Annotated in this window: 14 protein-coding genes; 9 read left to right on the forward strand and 5 right to left on the reverse strand. The window is 68.3% G+C overall.

Annotated elements, in window-relative coordinates:
• Positions 1 to 57: 57 nt before the first annotated feature.
• The 3 genes from ACQ260_RS01595 to ACQ260_RS01605 all read left to right on the forward strand — a co-directional run bounded on the left by ACQ260_RS01595 (position 58) and on the right by ACQ260_RS01605 (position 3936).
• Positions 58 to 213 carry a hypothetical protein gene (locus ACQ260_RS01595; RefSeq protein ID WP_432557645.1) on the forward strand — a complete coding sequence of 52 codons (156 nt, stop codon included), beginning with the start codon at positions 58 to 60 and terminating at the stop codon, positions 211 to 213.
• A 1216-nt stretch (positions 214 to 1429) separates the two neighbouring features.
• Entirely contained in the window at positions 1430 to 2257 is an 828-nt protein-coding gene (locus tag ACQ260_RS01600; protein ID WP_432557646.1) for a siderophore-interacting protein, read from the forward strand.
• 95 nt (positions 2258 to 2352) lie between these two features.
• Entirely contained in the window at positions 2353 to 3936 is a 1584-nt protein-coding gene (locus ACQ260_RS01605; protein ID WP_432557647.1) for a hypothetical protein, read from the forward strand.
• Here the strand turns inward: ACQ260_RS01605 and ACQ260_RS01610 are convergent.
• Positions 3923 to 4306 (reverse strand): YrdB family protein, encoded by a 384-nt coding sequence (locus tag ACQ260_RS01610; protein WP_432557648.1) that lies wholly within the window; start codon positions 4304 to 4306, stop codon positions 3923 to 3925. The genes ACQ260_RS01605 and ACQ260_RS01610 overlap by 14 nt on opposite strands.
• A 63-nt stretch (positions 4307 to 4369) precedes the next feature.
• Entirely contained in the window at positions 4370 to 5212 is an 843-nt protein-coding gene (locus ACQ260_RS01615) for a DUF1206 domain-containing protein (protein WP_432557649.1), read from the reverse strand.
• Positions 5213 to 5401: 189 nt separating this feature from the next.
• Between ACQ260_RS01615 and ACQ260_RS01620 the strand changes: the two genes are divergently transcribed.
• The 6 genes from ACQ260_RS01620 to ACQ260_RS01645 all read left to right on the forward strand — a co-directional run bounded on the left by ACQ260_RS01620 (position 5402) and on the right by ACQ260_RS01645 (position 13527).
• Positions 5402 to 7039 (forward strand): ABC transporter substrate-binding protein, encoded by a 1638-nt coding sequence (locus tag ACQ260_RS01620; protein ID WP_432557650.1) that lies wholly within the window; start codon positions 5402 to 5404, stop codon positions 7037 to 7039.
• Between the two features lie 4 nt (positions 7040 to 7043).
• On the forward strand, positions 7044 to 7997 hold the full coding sequence (locus ACQ260_RS01625) for an ABC transporter permease (protein ID WP_432557651.1): 954 nt from the start codon (positions 7044 to 7046) through the stop codon (positions 7995 to 7997).
• Positions 7997 to 8911, forward strand: coding sequence for an ABC transporter permease (locus ACQ260_RS01630; protein WP_432557652.1), 915 nt, complete (start codon positions 7997 to 7999; stop codon positions 8909 to 8911). Before ACQ260_RS01625 ends, ACQ260_RS01630 begins: the two co-directional genes overlap by 1 nt.
• On the forward strand, positions 8908 to 10716 hold the full coding sequence (locus ACQ260_RS01635) for a dipeptide ABC transporter ATP-binding protein (RefSeq protein WP_432557653.1): 1809 nt from the start codon (positions 8908 to 8910) through the stop codon (positions 10714 to 10716). The genes ACQ260_RS01630 and ACQ260_RS01635 overlap by 4 nt, the downstream gene beginning before the upstream one ends.
• A complete protein-coding gene (locus ACQ260_RS01640; RefSeq protein WP_432557654.1) occupies positions 10713 to 12782 on the forward strand; it encodes a CocE/NonD family hydrolase in 2070 nt (689 codons plus the stop codon). The genes ACQ260_RS01635 and ACQ260_RS01640 overlap by 4 nt, the downstream gene beginning before the upstream one ends.
• A gap of 175 nt (positions 12783 to 12957) precedes the next feature.
• Positions 12958 to 13527, forward strand: coding sequence for a hypothetical protein (locus ACQ260_RS01645; RefSeq protein ID WP_432557655.1), 570 nt, complete (start codon positions 12958 to 12960; stop codon positions 13525 to 13527).
• 278 nt (positions 13528 to 13805) lie between these two features.
• On the opposite strand, the gene ACQ260_RS01650 is transcribed toward ACQ260_RS01645, so the two are convergent.
• Genes ACQ260_RS01650 through ACQ260_RS01660 form a run of 3 tightly spaced genes read right to left on the reverse strand, consistent with a single transcriptional unit; the run spans position 13806 to position 17145 of the window.
• Positions 13806 to 14081 (reverse strand): acylphosphatase, encoded by a 276-nt coding sequence (locus tag ACQ260_RS01650; protein WP_432557656.1) that lies wholly within the window; start codon positions 14079 to 14081, stop codon positions 13806 to 13808.
• A complete protein-coding gene (locus ACQ260_RS01655; RefSeq protein WP_432557657.1) occupies positions 14078 to 14482 on the reverse strand; it encodes a (deoxy)nucleoside triphosphate pyrophosphohydrolase in 405 nt (134 codons plus the stop codon). The genes ACQ260_RS01650 and ACQ260_RS01655 overlap by 4 nt, the downstream gene beginning before the upstream one ends.
• Positions 14479 to 17145, reverse strand: a complete 2667-nt coding sequence (locus tag ACQ260_RS01660; RefSeq protein WP_432557658.1) for a PEP/pyruvate-binding domain-containing protein — start codon at positions 17143 to 17145, stop codon at positions 14479 to 14481. The genes ACQ260_RS01655 and ACQ260_RS01660 overlap by 4 nt, the downstream gene beginning before the upstream one ends.
• Between the last annotated feature and the right edge of the window lie 3 nt (positions 17146 to 17148).

Raw genomic sequence — 17148 nt, forward strand, 5'->3', positions numbered from 1 at the left:
ACCAGTTCGAAGACCCCGCCGACCGTGGCGGGATTCATCCACGGAACAGGAGCCGACATGGCCCACTCATCTCATCGGCAGCACAAGGGCTGCCAGCTCTGCAAGCCCCATAAGAATCGTCGTCATGGTCGCGCCATTCGCGAACCGTGGCCGGTCCTGCGCAAGATCGGCAAGAAGCGCCGCGTGACTCGAGGAGACCTCGGCGACGAGTGACTTGCCCCATCATTCCTGAGTACCGTCGGCGTTTCACGCCACGGCGTCCGTGGCTCAGATGCTCACCCTCGAATCTGCGGCGCCTGCACCGCAGCCGATCCGGCTGCCCAAGCGCCCGCTCGGCTCCTCTTCCATGTGCTCAACCCGTTCGTGCAGCATCGAACGGGCATGACTTTGGGAGCCCCTCATGCACGCCCGCAGCGCCTGCCGCCCACCCCTTCGGTGAGGAGCCAGGTTGGCTTCAGAATCGGACGTGAAGATGAACATGTTGCGTGGACGTCGCCTCGGGGCGGTTCTGCTGGCCTTCTCAGCGTTCCTTTGGGTTTCGGCGTACTGCTGCCAGGTGCGGCCCTTGAGCAGGATCTTGAAGGGCTCCGCGCCCGCTTCAGCATCTCGTTGCGAAGCAGTGGGGGACTGACTTCGTATTTCGTCGCCGCTTCGAAAACTGCGTCCTTGGTCGGCGCAAGCACTGAGTCGAGGCGGGCCAGCACCGTGAACGGCAGGATCACAGATGAAGTTGGGGTCAGGAAATGACATAATGTCGCTTATCGGACTAGCACGTCGGGGAGCGCCAGGTCCTCAATGAGCTCAGTCAGCTCAATCTGCCGGACCGTGAAGATCGCTTCGGCATCATCGGGTTTCTCGAGCGCGCGCATCGGATTGTTGACGGTCCCCGCAGTCCACTTCGGCAAATTGGTCGGCGGTTCCTCGCTGACGCCGCCCTCCACCTCGCAACATGGGCCCTCACCCTGCATCACCAAGTCCACTCTCCGACACGCATGCGTGTCACTAAGTCGCAGTCAGGATGCGAAGTCATAGACGATGCCGACGCTCGGGTGATGACACAACTGATCTGGCGGTTCTTCATAAGAGAACGCGACGGACTCGCGGAAGCGTCGTAGGCATTATTTCATCCTGCCGATGAAGTGACATAACGTTCGGCGCGTCGAGTTCAAGCCCTGGCATCGAGCCCGCCTCGCTGACGTCTACCCCTTCACTTCGCAACACGGGCTCTCATCCTGCATCACCAAGTCCACTCTCCGACGCGCATGCGTGTCACTAAGTCGCAGTCAGGATGCAGAGTGAGGCGCCATGCAGCGAGGTCGACTGACCGCAGGGGCGGCACATGCCACTGGTACACGGTCTCGTTGAATCATCCATTAGGTTAGGATTACCTAACTCGACCCTTCGGTCGTGGGTTCCTCAGGAGGCTTTGATGTACGGACAAGTCGTCAGCACCGAAAAGCTGACCCCGCAATTGGTGCGTGTGGTGCTCGGCGGCGAGGGCCTGGCCGATTTCGAGGACCCGAAGTCGGCGGATGCGTACGTGAACTGCTTCTTCCTCCCGCCCGACGCGCCCTACGGGGTGCCGTTCGAGCCGGACGCCGTCCGGGACCTGCCGCGTGAGCAGCGGCCGTTTCCGCGCCGGATCACCGTGCGTGCCTGGGATCCGGCGCGGCGCGAGCTCACGCTGGACATCGCGGTGCATGGAGAGGTGGGGTACGCCGGCCGCTGGGCCCTCCACGCCAAACCTGGCGATCGTCTCCAATTCAAAGGGCCTGCCGATGGCTACTCCCCCGACCCCGCGGCCGACTCCTACCTATTCGTCGGCGACGAGAGCGCACTGCCCGCCATCGCCGCGTGTGCTGAACGCGTGCCCTCCGGCAAACCGGTCACGATCGTCGCCGAGGTCGAGGACGCGGACGGCGAGATCGCCCTCGACTCCCCCGGCGAGCTGATCGTGCACTGGGTTCACAGAGCGGGCCGGACGGACCTGGACAATCTCCTCGCCGACGCGGTCACCGCGCTCCCCCGCCCCGATGGCTCCGTGAGCGCCTTCGTCCATGGCGAGGCCGCCGCCACGCGGGCCGTACGCAGAGTGCTGCTCAGCAACGGGATCGTCGAGCTCGAGCGTTTGTCCTGCTCGCCGTACTGGCGACGAGGCTTGGACGACGAGGGCTGGCGGGCGATCAAGGGTCAATGGGTACGCGCGGTCAACGCCGAGACCTTCCCCGCCACGGCCGGCGACCGGGCCGAGATCTAAGCGTTTCGCAACCGAACCGTCCGCGCGGACGCTGGACCCCGAGGGCATAGTCCGCGAAGGTTGACGACACATCGACAGTTCGGAAGGCCCTCCCTGTGACATCCCCACGCGATTCGCGAGTCAAGCACTCCACGGCCGGGCGCCTGCTCGCACTCGTGCTGACCATCGGCGCCCTGGGTGCCTGTTCATCGGGTTCCTCCCCCCTGCCCGAGCTTCCCGGCCGGTCGGCCAAGGTCGCGCTCGTCGACAGCAGCGAATCGGTCGTCGTCACGGGCAACTCGCCCGCGGAGGTGACCGCAGCGCTGAGCGCGGCGTTGTTCGAAAGCGCCCCGGCGGCCGTGCTGGCCGACCCGTCTGCCGATCTTGCTGTCGCAGACGACTTGGGCATCCCGGTCCTGATCGTCTCCGACGACGGGGCGAGCACCCCAACCCCGGCTGCCGGTGAGGCCGACCAGGCTGATTCAGCAGCGCCCAATGCCGACACGGCAACAGTGGGAGACGAACTCGAGCGCCTCGGCGTCGACACCGTGCTGGCGCTGGGCGCGGCCGCCACGAGGGTCGCCGATCAGGCCGGCGTCGAGGCAGTGCCCGATGCCGCCGGCCTGCCGGAGATCGAGAAGGCCGAGGCCAACCCGGAAACCGCGGTCATCGTCGCCGGCCCCGAGACCTCCGGTCTGGACGAACCCACCACGGCGGCCGTCGCCACGACCTCGGCCGCGGCGGGAGCGACGGTCATCCGGACGCGCTCGGGTGATCCCCGGGAGACCCGGGAATCCGTCGACGCCGCAGCAGCGGCCAAACCCACCCGTGTCATCGGTGTGGGCGATGGGCTCGGCGACCCAGCTCAGTTGGCTGCCCGGATGGAAGCGGCGTCGACCGGCGTTCAGCTGCCCGGAGGCGGTCAACTGCATGCCCCCGGAAAGCAATACATCGCTCAGTACGGCTATCCCGGTGTGCCGGTCCTCGGCGTCCTGGGCGAGCAGGACCTCGACGCGAGCGTGGAACGCGCCAAACGGCAGGCTGCGGCGTACGAGGAGCTGACCGACCAGACCGTCGTCCCCATGTTCGAGATCATCACGACCGTGGCGCTGGGCGAGCCGTCGCCGAACGGGAACTACACCAACGAGCCCGATCCTGAGCTGTTCCGGCCCTGGGTCGAGCGGGCCGGTGAGGAAGGCATCTACGTGGTGCTCGATCTGCAGCCCGGCCGGGCGGATCTGGTGGATCAGGCAAAGAAATACGAATCCCTGTTGCGCCATCCCCATGTCGGGCTCGCCATCGATCCCGAGTGGAAGCTCAAGCCGGATCAGCGCCCGCTCCAGCAGATCGGGCAGGTGCAGGCGGAGGAGGTCAACCGCGTGGGTGACTGGCTCAGCGGGCTGACCCGCGAGAACAACCTCCCGCAGAAGCTGTTCGTGCTCCACCAGTTCCAGCTCCGCATGCTGCCCGATCGCGAGCAGATCAAGACCGACCATGACGAACTGCAGACCCTCATCCACGTCGACGGTCAGGGCCCCCAGGGCGCCAAGCAAGACACTTGGCGTGTGATGACGGAGAGCCCGCCGGAAAATGTCGTCTGGGGATGGAAGAACTTCCACGACGAGGACTCGCCGATGCTGACGCCGCAGCAGACAATCAACCAGGTCGACCCGTCCCCGGTGATGATCAGTTATCAGTAGGGCTGTCGGGTGCTGCCCGGCGCGTGGCTCTCGCCCCGATCGCCGCAGTGAGGATGAGGCCCGTCAACAGCCCGGCCAGGCTGACGTAATCAATGACGAGCAGCCCCGCCACGGCAGCGGAGAACACGATGAACTGAACGATCAGCTTGATCGGCGTCGGGGCCTTGGATTTCGGTGACGCCAGCAAACCCCAGCTGACCAGGATGAGGATCACCACGCCGCCGGCCACCAGCGCCCCGCGCCAACCGTCCCCGGCCAGCCGATAAGCGGTGACCCCGATGGCAGCCCAAGCCGCCATTTCGGCGAGGAACAGAAGCACAAGGAACAGCCCCTGCATGCCGCCCAGGTCCGGCTCGTGCGTTTCGCTCACCAGGCAACCCTAGGTGCACAGCCCAGCGAATAGACGCCAGGTGCGGCGACCTGATCGTCCGGATCAGACGTTCTCGTAGTTCACGTTCTTCGACCAGACGAAGCAGTAGATGCCGAAGGCCGCAAAGCCGACGCCCATCGCGATGAGGAGGACCTGGCCGAACGGTTGGTCCTGGAGCGTCTTGAGCGCCCCATCAGTGCCGCCTGCCTTCTCGGCGTCATAGGTGATGGCAGCCCAGAGGAACAGCCCGCCGACGAGTCCGATGGCGACGCCCTTCACCGCCCAACCGACCATGCCGAGCTTCTTCCCCCACTCGGGCGCACCCGCCTCAAGGTCATCCTTGGCGAACTTGCGGCGTACGCCCTTCACGATGTGCGCCACGCCCACACCGATGACGATCAACCCGACCAGACCCACGAGGACGCGCCCGAAGGGGGCGGACATGAGCATCGCCGTCGTGCTCTGCGCGGACTCCTCGGAGTCACCGGTGTCGCTGCCGATCGCGAGGAGGAGGGCTGAGATGCCGATACCGGAATACATGATCACTCGACCCGCCGAGGAGATCTTCTTGCGGATCATCTTCTTCTTCTCGCGGTTGCGATAACCGAACAACGCCTCCAGGAGTTGCCAGATCGCCAGCGTGAACAGACCGATCGCGAAAACGATCATCAACACGTTGCCGAGGGGTTTGGACACGAGGTCCTTGAGCGCCCCGTCGGTCGAGGCCTCACCGCTCCCCCCGAGCGCAATCTGGATGCACAGCCAGCCGAGCAGCAAATGGATGATTCCGAAGCAGACGAGCCCGACGGTCACGAGCGTCCGGTACGCAGGGTGGTCCTGCACTTGCGACCCAGCGCGCTGGACCTGGTTTCCAGCGCCGCGGGCTTTGTCCCCCGCTGCACCCATGTTCGGACGTGACGATCGCGTGGCCATTCCATCCCCCATGTCTCGCTGACCCACCCATGATCGCAGACATGTCGACTCGCCCCGCCGGGAGGTTGTCGACCAACGGAAAAGTCAACGCTGCCTAACGAAACTGCCCAAACCGCGTGAAGAGGTAGGTATTCGTGACGAGTCGGGCTTAGGTTGACGGAGATGTCTCTCCCCCTCGACGGTCCACCTGTGTCGCCGCTCGGCCAGGCCGAAGGCACGTGGCACGGATCGCCCCTGCCCCGCCGGAGTCTGCTCCGGATGGCGACCGCCGGTGCGCTCGCGGTCGGCGGCATCACCGCCCTCTCCGGGTGCTCACAGGCACAGGGGCCGGTCGCGCTGCCCACGGATGCCGCTCAGGGAACGCCCAGCCGAGGCGGCCGGCTGCGCATTGCCCGGCCCGCGAACTCCCGCGCCGAAACGCTGGACTCGGCGGCCTCCCTGTCTGCGTACGAGTATCTCGGCGCTCTTTACAACCGCCTGGTGAAACTGGACGAGCAGGGGCAGCCGGTGCCCGATCTCGCCTCGGACTGGGACGTGACCCCCGATGCGAAGCGCTGGACCTTCCGGATGCGCGACGGGGTGCATTTCCACGACGGCCGACCGTTCACCGCCCGGGACGCAGCCTTCACGCTGGCGCACATCCTCGATCCCGAGGTGGGATCACCCCAGGCCGGCGTGCTCTCGTCGGTGATGTCCACCGCCGGCATCTCCGCACCGGATCCGACCACGCTGGTGGTCGAACTCGACTCCCCGCACTCCGATCTGCCGTCGCTGCTCACGGCGTACCAGTGCTACATCGTCCCCGACGGCTCCACGCTCGAGGAGATCCAGTACTCCGGCAACGGCACCGGACCGTTCCGGTTGTCGAGCTTCCGACCCGGCGGGCGCGGGACGGTGGAGGCGTACGACGATCACTTCGCCGGCCGGCCGGTCCTCGACGGCATCGATTTCTTCTCGATCCAGGACACGCAGGCGCGGGTGAACGCGCTCATGGCGAAGCAGATCGATCTGATCTCGCAGACCAACCTCGACTTCGCCACCGCCCAGGTCGTGGCCGCGTCGTCGGCCGCGACGATCGCCCGGGTGAAGAACGGCCAGTGGTACACGATTCCCACCCTCGCCACCTCCAAGGAATTCGGCGATGTGCGGATCCGGCAGGCGCTCAAGCTGGCGTACGACCCGGAACGCATCCTCAACGTGGCCGTCCAGGGCGCCGGCACGATCGGCCACGACAACCCCGTGGTCCCGACCGACGCTGCTTATCTGGAGTCCGAGCACGTGCGCGATCCGGAGCGGGCCAAGGCGTTGCTCGCCGAGGCCGGGCATCGCGACGGTTTCGCGTTCGAGCTCTCCACCTCGAGCCTCGATCCCGTGTTCACGCCCATGGCGGTGTCGTTTGCCAACGCGGTCCGCGACGCGGGGTTCCGGGTGCGGGTACGCAACGAATCGGCCGACTCCTATTACACCCAGGTGTGGATGATCAAGCCGGCGATGGTGACGTACTGGTACACCGGCCGGCCCGTCGACCAGCTGCTCAACCAGATCTTCCGCTCGGGCAGCTCCTACAACGAATCGGCGTGGGCGAATCCCACCTTCGACTCGGTGCTCGACGCCGCGCGCGCGGAGGTCGACGCGGATCGCCGCAACCAGCACTATCGCGACGCCCAGGAGCTGGTCATCCGCGAGGGTGCCACGATCACGCCGATGTTCGCCGACCGTCTGGTCGGCCTGAGCCGGGAGGTCCTGAACTATCGCGAGCACGGATTCGAGTTCGACTATCTGCAGATCGGGCTGAGGTGATCGCATGCTGCGACTGATCCTGGTCCGTCTCGGCACCGCGGTGCTGACGGTCTGGCTTGCGTCCCTGTTCGTGTTCGTCGCCGTCCAACTGCTCCCCGGCGACGTGGCCCAGCAGATCCTCGGCCAGGACGCGACCCCGGAGGCCGTGGCGGCCATGCGCGAGAGCCTGGGCCTCAACCGTCCCGTCTTCGAGCGCTATGTCGACTGGCTGGGCGGCATGCTCACCGGCGACATGGGCACGTCCCTCGTGTCCGGTGAACCGGTCGCGGACACCCTGCTCCTCCACGCCCGCAACACCCTGCTGATCGCGATCCCGACGATCATCCTGGGCATCACCCTGTCGGTCGTGCTCGGTCTCCTCGCCGGCCTCTATCGCGGCCGGGGCACCGACCGGACGATTTCCGGCCTCGCCCTCGTCGGGATGTCGGTCCCGGAATTCGTGACCGCCACCGTGCTGGTCCTGCTGTTCGCGATCGCGATCCCGATCTTTCCGGCGGTCGTGATCGACGGGGCGGAGGCCAGGGTTTCCGAGCTCATCCCGTTCAGTGTGCTCCCGGTGATCGTGCTGACGATCTCCATGGCGGCGTACATCATCCGGATGACCCGGGCGGGCGTGATCGACGCGCTGGCCTCGGAGTTCGTGACAACGGCTCAGCTCAAGGGCGTACGCCCCGGCCGCGTGGTCCTGCGCCACGCGCTGCCGAGCGCGATCCTGCCCACCCTGAACGTGATCGCGATCAACATCGCCTGGCTGATCGGCGGCGTCGTCGTGGTCGAGGCGGTGTTCAACTATCCGGGCATGGGCACGCTCATGATCGAGTCGGTGCACAACCGCGACCTGCCGGTGATCCAGGCCATCGCCGTCCTGTCGGCATCGGTCTATGCCCTCACCAACCTGGGCGCCGACCTCGTCGCCATGGGTCTCGATCCCCGCCAGCGATCCGGGAGGTTCCACTGATGAGCCAGACCTCGCAGGTCCCGTCGGCGACCCCGCAGGAACCGACACCGACCGTGGCGCGCGAGTCCCGCGGAGTCCGCGTACGCCGTGCCCTGCGCGACTCCCCCACGCTCACCGTCGGACTGATCCTCGTGGGGCTGCACATCGTCATCGCCCTGCTCGCGCCGGTGCTCACACCGTTCGACCCGACCGTCTCCGTGCCGAGCGAAGCCCTCTACGGCGCCACCGCCGAGCACTGGCTCGGCACCGACCAGTATGGCCGCGACGTCCTCACCCGCACGGTCTGGGGCGGACGCTATGCCCTGCTCGTGGCGTTCCTCGCCACGACGGTCGCCGTCGCGCTCGGCACGCTGATCGGGGTGATCACCGCTTATCTTCGCGGTTGGTTCGACCTGGTCGTCATGCGCATCGTCGATGCCATGCTCTCGGTGCCGACGATCCTGTCCCTGCTGGTGATCGTGACCGTCTTCGGCAACGGACTGCCGGTCATCGTGCTGGCCGTGACGATCATCTATACCCCGGCGGTGACGCGGGTGGTCCGCGGCGCTGCCTCGACCGTGGTGTCGCTGGACTTCGTCACCGCGGCGCGGGCGCGCGGCGAGGGCACCCTCTCGATCGTGTTCCGGGAAGTGCTGCCGTCCATTCCGGGGGTGATCCTGGTGGAGTACGCGATGCGCGCGTCCTGGGTGATCCTGCTCGTCTCCACGCTGTCGTTCCTCGGCTTCGGCGCGAACCCGCCGACGCCCGACTGGGGCCTGATGATCTCCGAGGGCCGCACGTCGCTCACGGTCGTGCCGCTGGCCACGATCGCGCCGATCGTTGCGCTCGCCACCCTGGTCATCGGGATGTCCGCGCTCGCCGACGGCCTGTCCGGACGCCTGGGCGTCGACCGACTTCAGCGAGGTGCCGCATGACCGCGGTCGCGCAGCCCGGCACCGGGCCCTTCGTGCGGATCGAGGACCTCTCGATCTCCTATCGGACCGGTCGGGACCGGCCGGCCATCGATGTCACGCACGACGTCGACCTCGCCGTCGACACCGGTCAAACCCTCGCGATCGTGGGCGAGTCCGGCTCCGGCAAGTCGACGGTCGCGAGGACGCTGTTGGCCTATCTGCGCGGCGGGTCCTTCCTCCGCTCCGGGCAGGTGTTCGTCGACGACACGGAGGTGTTCTCGCTCACCGGGGAGGATCTGCGCCGGCACCGCGGCGGGACCGTGGCGCTCGTCGCCCAGAACGCCGGCCAGGCGCTCACCCCGTCCATGCGGGTCGGGCGGCAGGTCGCCGAGGCGCTCGAAGTGCACGGCCGCACGGCCACCGCCGACCACATCGCCGAGCTGCTCGAGCACGTGAAACTCCCTGGTCGCCTGGCCCGTGCGTACCCCCACCAGCTCTCCGGCGGTCAGCAGCAGCGCGTCGCGATCGCGATGGCCGTCGCGGCGCGGCCGAAGGTGCTCGTGCTCGACGAGCCGACCACCGCCCTCGACGTCCTCACCCAGGCGAGCGTGCTGCGCCTTCTGCGCGACCTCGCCGCGGAGCTCCAGACGGCGACCGTGCTGGTCTCCCATGACCTCGGCGTCGTGGCCGGGATGGCCGACGAGGTGGCGGTCATGCGGGCGGGCCGGGTCGTGGAGCGGTCGGGGGTACGCACGGTGCTGCGGGACCCGAGTCACGACTACACGCGCCAGTTGCTGGCCTCGGCACCTCGACTGGACGACAACGGCATCGTCGAAGTGCACGCGGACGGCACCCGGACGATCCGGCCGCGCCCGGACCTGCTCGACCCCGACATCGTCGTGACCGGCACCGACGTGGCGGTCACCTATGGGCGGGGAGCCCAGGCGAACCGGGCCGTCGATGGAGTCGACATCACCGTGCGCCGCGGCGAGATCCTCGCGTTGGTCGGGGAATCCGGGTCCGGCAAGTCGACGCTCGCCTGGGCGGTCGCCGGTCTCAACCCCATCAGTGACGGCACCTTGGTCTACAGCAGTGAGAGCGACGGGGCGTCCGGTGGTGCTGGCGACCACGACCTCTCCCAGCCGGTCCGCAAGCGTCCGATCGATCTGCGGCGCCGCATTCAGTTGGCCTTCCAGAACGCCGACACGGCCTTGAATCCGAGGGTCACGGTGGCCACCTCCCTGGCCCGACCGCTGAAGTTGTTCAAGACGGTGCCCGCCGCGCGGATCGGCGAGCGACAGCGTGAGCTGATGGAGCAGGTGGACCTGCCGGAGGGGTTCCTGCGACGGCTCCCCGGCCAGCTGTCCGGCGGGCAGCGGCAGCGCGTGGGCATCGCCCGGGCGCTCGCCGGGGATCCCTCGATCATCATCGCGGACGAGATCACGACCGCCCTCGATGTGTCGGTGCAGGCCCAGGTGCTGCGCCTGCTGGACGACATCCGCCGGGACAACAACCTGTCCTGCCTGTTCATCAGCCATGATCTGGCCGTCGTGCACGGCGTCGCGGACCGCGTGATGGTCATGCACGCGGCTCGGGTCGTGGAGGAAGGGCCGGTCGAGGCGGTGTTCGCCGACCCGCGTCATCCCTACACGAAGGAACTCCTCGGCGCCACGCTCGCCGCCCCCGGCGACAGCGACGAGCGCCCCGATCCACTGAACCGGGTCGCGGAGGACCGCACCTGGGTCAGCGAGGAGAGCGACGGCTGGGAGGATGCCGGGAACGGCCACCGCTGGCGGCGGTGGCGCAGCACCCAAGGAGGATCGTGAGTCTGCGCCTCGTCCATCCCGACGACCTGCCACACCGGACCGAGGTCCGCCACGTGTGGATCCCCATGGCCGATGGTGTGCGGCTGCACGCGCGGATCTGGCTCCCCGTGGACGCGGAGCAGAATCCCGTCCCGGCGCTGCTGGAGTACCTCCCCTATCGCAAGTCCGATTGGACCGCGGTCCGCGATGCCGAACGTCATCCCTGGTACGCAGGCCACGGCTATGCCTCCGTCCGCGTCGACATCCGCGGCACGGGTGACTCGGAGGGCGTGTTCGACGACGAGTACTCCGAACACGAGCTCGCCGATGGCCTCGCGGTCATCGCGTGGCTCGCGGAGCAGCCCTGGTGCACCGGCCGGGTCGGCATGTTCGGCATCTCGTGGGGCGGGTTCAACTCGCTCCAACTCGCAGCGCTGCGCCCGCCGGCACTGAAAGCGATCGTGACGGTCTGCTCCACCGACGACCGCTTCGACAACGACGTGCACTATGTCGGGGGGGCGGTGCTGGGCATCGACATGACGGCCTGGGCCGGCACGATGCTGGCGTTCTCCTCCCGGCCACCCGACCCGCTGCACGTCGGGGACCGCTGGCGCGAGCTCTGGCACGCCCGGGTCGACCACCTCACTCCCCCACTGCTTACCTGGCTCGCCCACCAGACCCGCGACGACTATTGGCGCCGCGGCTCGGTGTGCGAGGACTACGGCGCGATCGAGGCGGCGGTGCTCGCCGTCGGCGGGTGGGCCGATCCCTATCACGACACCGTCCTCCGGCTGGTCGAGAACCTGCCCGGCCCGGTGCGCGGAATCCTCGGGCCGTGGGCCCACCAATATCCCGACCGCGCCACCCGCCCCGGTCCGGCGATCGGGTTCCTGCAGGAGACGCTGCGCTGGTGGGACCACTGGTTGAAGGACGAACCGACCGGGGTCATGGACGACCCGGAGCTCCGCGTTTTCCTCGAAGACCCCCGCCCGCCCGAACCCAACCCGGGCGACGTGCCGGGGGTCTGGCTGGCCACGCAGTGGCCGACCGCCGACGTCGCCACGGCCGCCTGGCCCCTGGTCGCTCCGTCGGTGCCGGCGCGCGAGGGGTGGGTCACCGTCAGCACGCCCCAGCACGTCGGCGTGGACTCGGGCAAGTTCTTCCCCTATGGCAACGCCACCGACCTGCCCCCGGACCAGCGGGCCGAGGACGGTCGCGGGGTGGCCTTCGAGCTGTTCGTTGCCGACGAGGAGATCACCCTGGTCGGCCGGCCGGCGGTGCGGCTGCTGCTCGACAGCTCGACCCCCCGGGGCCAAGTGATCGCGCGGCTCTGCGACGTGGCCCCCGACGGGTCGTCCCGGCTGCTGTCCCGGGGCGTACTCAACCTCTCCACCCGCCACGGACGCGATCGCACCGACCCGTTCATCCCCGGGGAGCCCGAATCGATCGAGATCGTCCTCACCGGCCTCGGGGTGCGGCTCGCTCCCGGCCACGCGCTGCGGCTGGTGCTTTCGTCCACCTATTGGCCGTGGGTGTGGCCGCAGCCCGACGACGCGGTCCTCCGCGTCCACCTGCCCTCCAGTTCGGTGGAGCTGCCGGTTCTGGACCCGGAGCGTACGCCGGCCGCGGACGAGGTGACCTGGGCAGAGCCGGAACACGCCCTGCAGCATGACCCTGTCGTGTTTCACCACGTGCGGCCCCGAGGACCGGAAGGCGCCGAGATGGTGGAACGGGAAGTCCGCCAAGACGTCGAGGCCCGCCGCTGGACCTTGCTGGTCGACCCGGCGTACGGCGGCTCACGAACCTATCCCAACGGCTTGGTCTATGGCGAGGAAGCCCACGAGACCTATGCGATCACCGAGGACGATCCCCTGTCGGGGCTGGCGACCTCGCGGTGGCGGGTCAGCCTGCAGCGGGACGGCTGGCACGTGGTGGTCCACACGGCCCAGGACCTGCGGTGCGACGCCGAGAACTTCTTCGTGCGCGCGAGTCTGCTGGCCCAAGTGCTGAGTGCGGACGGGCAGTCCGTGCTGGAGACCGTCGCCCACCGGACGTGGGATGAGCGGATCCCTCGCACTGCCGGGTGAACTGAGGGCGTCCGAGGCAGACTTTCCGGTCGTTCGCAGGCAGACGATCGTGATCTTCATCACATCGTTCCATTTTCGCTCCCGTTGAGGTCTGCCCGTACTACCCGAGGTAGTAGTTCATGCTTCAATGAGCCCCGGCAACTCAAAACTAAGACTTCTCAGAGGAGATATCAGAATGCGCCGTAGTGCACTCGACAAGCTGATCTCGTTCATCGGATTGGCACTTGCCGCCCTGCTCATCGTCGGTGGCGGCCTCCTGACCTGGGCCAGCAGCTTCGTGGCGTCCCAGGTTGAAAGCCAGCTCGCTTCGCAGCGCATCACCATGCCGTCCGGTCCGGCTCTCGACGCCCTGGGCAACGAAGAGGACAAGAAGGCCCTGGAGCCCTATGCCGGCAACATGATGTCGACCGGTGACGAGGCCAAGGCGTTCGCCGACCACTACATCCTCAACCACATGAACGCGTCCTCGGACGGCAAGACCTATGAAGAGGTCTCTGGCGAGTTCATGAAGCTTGAGGACAAGACCACCCCCGAGGCTCAGCAGATGGGCCAGCTGCGGCAGAGCCTGTTCATGGGCAACACCCTCCGCGGTCTGCTCCTGAACGCCTATGCCTTCGGCACCATGGGCAAGATCGCCAGCATCGCCGCGATCGCAGCCTTCGTCGGTGGCGTTGTCATGCTCGTCCTCTCCCTGCTCGGCTTCCGCCACGCGAAGTCGGCTCGTGGCAACCAGATGGTCGCCTGACCTTTCGCATAACGCACAGCGGCCGGCCCTCCGGGGTTCGGCCGCTGTGTCAATTGCGGCGCAATCCGCGCCGCGAACGGTCGCGGTACCCATTGCGGCGCAATCCGCGCCGCGAACGGTCGCGGTACCCATTGCGGCGCAATCCGCGCCGCGAACGGTCGCTCCTCGTTCCTCACGTCGTCGCTCGCTGCGCTCGCTCCTTGGGTTCGTCCACTCGGCCGGGGGCCGGACGCTCCCCGGGGACCCTGCCACTTGAGTTGGACCGTGGCGGCCGGACCTCAAGACCGGGTAACGAACTCTTGGTCGCCCTGGACCTGGCGATCCGAGGTGAGCACGCGGTCGACCCGCGCGTACGCCGGTCCCTCCCCCGCCCACGCGACCAGTGCTTCGACCGCCGAACGCTCGCCCTCGGCCTCGAATTCGACGCGTCCATCGGGCAGATTGCGCACCCAGCCGGCGACTCCGAGACGGTGGGCCTCGCGCTTCATGGAATAGCGGTAGGACACCCCCTGAACCCGGCCACTCACCACGCCATGGATGCGGATGCGGTTCATCGGTCCTCCAGCAGGTCGGCGATGCGGGCCGCGATCGGGACGTCCGCGGGCAGCCACTGGACCGAGCCCAAGTCGGCCGGGCGGAGCCAGCGGAGTTGGTCGTGGTCCGGTCCTGGAGAGGGTACGCCCAGAGGTCTCGCGAGCCACACGCGCAGGTGCAACTCGGCGCTGATCGGCCACGTCCCGCCGTCGTCGGGCACGACTTCGCACCCGAGTTCAACGCTCAGCCCTAGTTCCTCCGCGAGCTCGCGATGGAGCGCGGCCACAGCCTCCTCACCGGGCTCGCACTTCCCGCCGGGGAACTCCCAGAAGCCGGCCGGTCGCCGTCTGCGGGCTGCGAGCACCAGACCGTGCCGCACCACAGCGGCACCCACCACCAAGGTGCGGCTTTCGTGTGTCACCCGACCGCCTCGTCTGCCGATGACGGTTCCACCGCGTGGATCCGACCGGAGGTCCCGTCCAGCCGGATGCGCTGTCCCGTGCGGAACCGTTTCGTCGCGTCGTGAACACCAACGACTGCCGGCAGACCGTGCTCACGAGCGACCACTGAGCCGTGGGTCATGAGACCGCCGACCTCGGTGATCAGGCCACCGGCAGTCAGGAAGAGCGGGGTCCACGCCGGATCCGTGCCCGGACAGACGAGGATCTCGCCGGCCTCGAGCGTTGCCGTCGCGGGGTCGAACATGACCCGGACAACGCCTTCCACCACCCCTGGCGACACGGGACTGCCGGTGATGACGCCGTCGGTGTCACCGATGCCTTCGAAGAACGCGCGGCCGTCTCCCGCGAGGACCCGGGGAACGTGGCGGCGGCGGTGATGCGACGCGGCCTGAACCCGCTTGGTGATCGTCGCCCGCCACGCGTCAGCGGGTCTTTGATCGAGATGCTCGAGTTCGCACAGGGTGAGGTACGCGATGTCTCCCGGACGCTCGAGCACCCCCTCGCCCACCAGATCACGGCCGCTGTCCAGAAGTGCTTCGCGCGCATGCCCGAGGGCTTGCACCAAGGTGAACTTGGGCGTCTCCCTCGCCCCGAGAAGGCCCCGCAGCGTGCGGGCGAGGAAGCGCGCCTGCGTTCCCCGGACAGGTCCCAGACGGCGCGCCAACTCAACGATCGCGGAGCGGGCTGCAGCGCGTCCGGCAGCGAGGCCGGCCTCCGGTCCCTGTCCCCGGTCGGCGAGGAACGCGGCGAGAGAACGGAGCACGGCGGCCGGTTCCTCGCGCCAGCGCGGACGGCCGAGATCGATCTCGGCCACGGCCCGCATGCCATAGCGCTGCATGAAGTCCGTCAGTGACTCCTGGATCGGCGCAGGAAGGCGCCCGGCGAGCCAGTCCGCGGCCACGTCCTCGATCTCCCCGGCGCGCAGCCGCTCACTCGTGGCTCTGTCGCCGCGGACCATCTCGGCAACGTCCCACAGGGCGACGTCCATGGCGGCGGTGACGTTGCCGTCCAATGCCCGCAACGCCTCCAGGGACAGGCGGGCACCCTCCTCGCCGAGCGGCTCGGCGAGAGACCGCAGGAGCTGAACCATCGGCAGAGAAGGCCCCATGATGGGCGCGAATCGCGGCAACAGGGTGGGCAGGCCTGCCCGCATGCTGTGGCGGATCGCCGCCACCCGCGCGGACAAGCGCGTGCGGGGATCCGGGGCCAGGGCGGCAGCAGCGAACTCGGTGGCGACAGCTTGTTCGAACTGCTCGGCCACGCCGGTCAAGGTGTGGCGATAACTCGAGGGATCGACCACCAGTTGCGGAACGCGCCGCAGGATCGGGGCGATGAGGCGGCCCGCCCTGCGTACCGTCCCCCATCGCACGCCCGTCCCTGCAGGCGCGGCATCCGTGACGAGCTCCGCGACTGTCGCCGCGACGCCCGGCTCCACCATCGCCAGGATCCGTGGCAGCAGTGCCCGTCCCACTCTCGTCCGCAACAACCCGTCCATCCGGATCCACAGCCGATCCCCGGCCGGCCGGATGAACCCGACCGTGTGTCCGTCGGTGGGCAGGTCGAAGAAGTGCGCCAGTCCCACGAACAGCTGCAGGAGGGCGTCCTGACCGAGCGGGGTCAGCGGATCCAACACGCCCTGCACGGCGCCGAACGACAACCACAGCGAGTCCTCCGGCACGTCAGCCGGCACGGGGAACAGCGAGGTGATCGGTCGGGCCTGGACGATCCAGGGGGCGCCGTCGCCGTCGATGGCCCACTCGACGTCCTGGGGTTCCCGACAGAGATCCTCGATCGCACCGCCCAAACCGGCGAGTGTGCGGAGTTCCGCGGGGCTCAGGCAGGACCCCGAGGTCTCCGTCGCCGCGATCGTGTCGACTCCTCCGTCCCTGTTGGCCACCGTGCGGTGGGACTTGGCGCCGAGGGTCTGCGACCGTACGCGGCCGGCGCGGTCCACGACGAACTGGTCGGGTTCGACCTGCCCCGAGACGAGCGCCTCCCCGAGTCCCGGCGTGGCATCGATGACGAGCTCACGACGGCGACCGGTGAGCGGATTGGCGGTGAACAGCACCCCGCTGACGTCGGCCGGGACGAGTTCCTGCAGGACGACCGCCAGCTCGACCTCGGCGTCTGCGAGACCGTGGGAGAGCCGATAGGCGATGGCCCGGGCGGTCCAGAGGCTCGACCAGCAGGACACGATGGCGGCGCGGAGCGCCTCGGGTCCGCGAACGTTGAGGAAGGTGTCCTGCTGCCCGGCGAACGAGAGGTCGGGCAGGTCCTCGGCAGTGGCCGAGGAGCGGACCGCGAGCGGCCGGTCGAGGAGCTCACCGAGAGCGGGCCGGAGCGTCGCCAGCAGGCGAGTGGGGCGGCCATCGGCGAACGCGGCGCGGATGCGGGTGGACGCGTCTGCCAACGCGGCGTGATCGGCCGGATCAACGTCGGTCAGGGCATCGGCGATGACGGCAGCGAGGCCGTGCTCTGTGACGTACGCGCGATAGGCGGAGGTGGTGAGGACGACGCCCGGCGGCACCGGGAACCCGGCCCGCAGGAGCCGGCCCAAGCTCAGGGCCTTGCCCCCGACCTCGGCCAAGGTGGTGTCGGCAGTCAGGGGCAGGACCGTGTTCACGGG

The sequence above is a fragment of the Ammonicoccus luteus genome (assembly GCF_050880385.1).
Classification (GTDB): domain Bacteria; phylum Actinomycetota; class Actinomycetes; order Propionibacteriales; family Propionibacteriaceae; genus Enemella.

Bases quoted from the DNA above. Each gene is read 5' to 3' on its own strand.
- ACQ260_RS01645 (WP_432557655.1), top strand. From the start codon at position 12,958: ATGCGCCGTAGTGCACTCGACAAGCTGATCTCGTTCATCGGATTGGCA.
- ACQ260_RS01615 (WP_432557649.1), bottom strand. From the start codon at position 5,212: ATGGGTGCAGCGGGGGACAAAGCCCGCGGCGCTGGAAACCAGGTCCAG.
- ACQ260_RS01650 (WP_432557656.1), bottom strand. From the start codon at position 14,081: ATGAACCGCATCCGCATCCATGGCGTGGTGAGTGGCCGGGTTCAGGGG.
- ACQ260_RS01635 (WP_432557653.1), top strand. From the start codon at position 8,908: ATGACCGCGGTCGCGCAGCCCGGCACCGGGCCCTTCGTGCGGATCGAG.
- ACQ260_RS01625 (WP_432557651.1), top strand. From the start codon at position 7,044: ATGCTGCGACTGATCCTGGTCCGTCTCGGCACCGCGGTGCTGACGGTC.
- ACQ260_RS01595 (WP_432557645.1), top strand. From the start codon at position 58: ATGGCCCACTCATCTCATCGGCAGCACAAGGGCTGCCAGCTCTGCAAG.
- ACQ260_RS01630 (WP_432557652.1), top strand. From the start codon at position 7,997: ATGAGCCAGACCTCGCAGGTCCCGTCGGCGACCCCGCAGGAACCGACA.
- ACQ260_RS01620 (WP_432557650.1), top strand. From the start codon at position 5,402: ATGTCTCTCCCCCTCGACGGTCCACCTGTGTCGCCGCTCGGCCAGGCC.
- ACQ260_RS01600 (WP_432557646.1), top strand. From the start codon at position 1,430: ATGTACGGACAAGTCGTCAGCACCGAAAAGCTGACCCCGCAATTGGTG.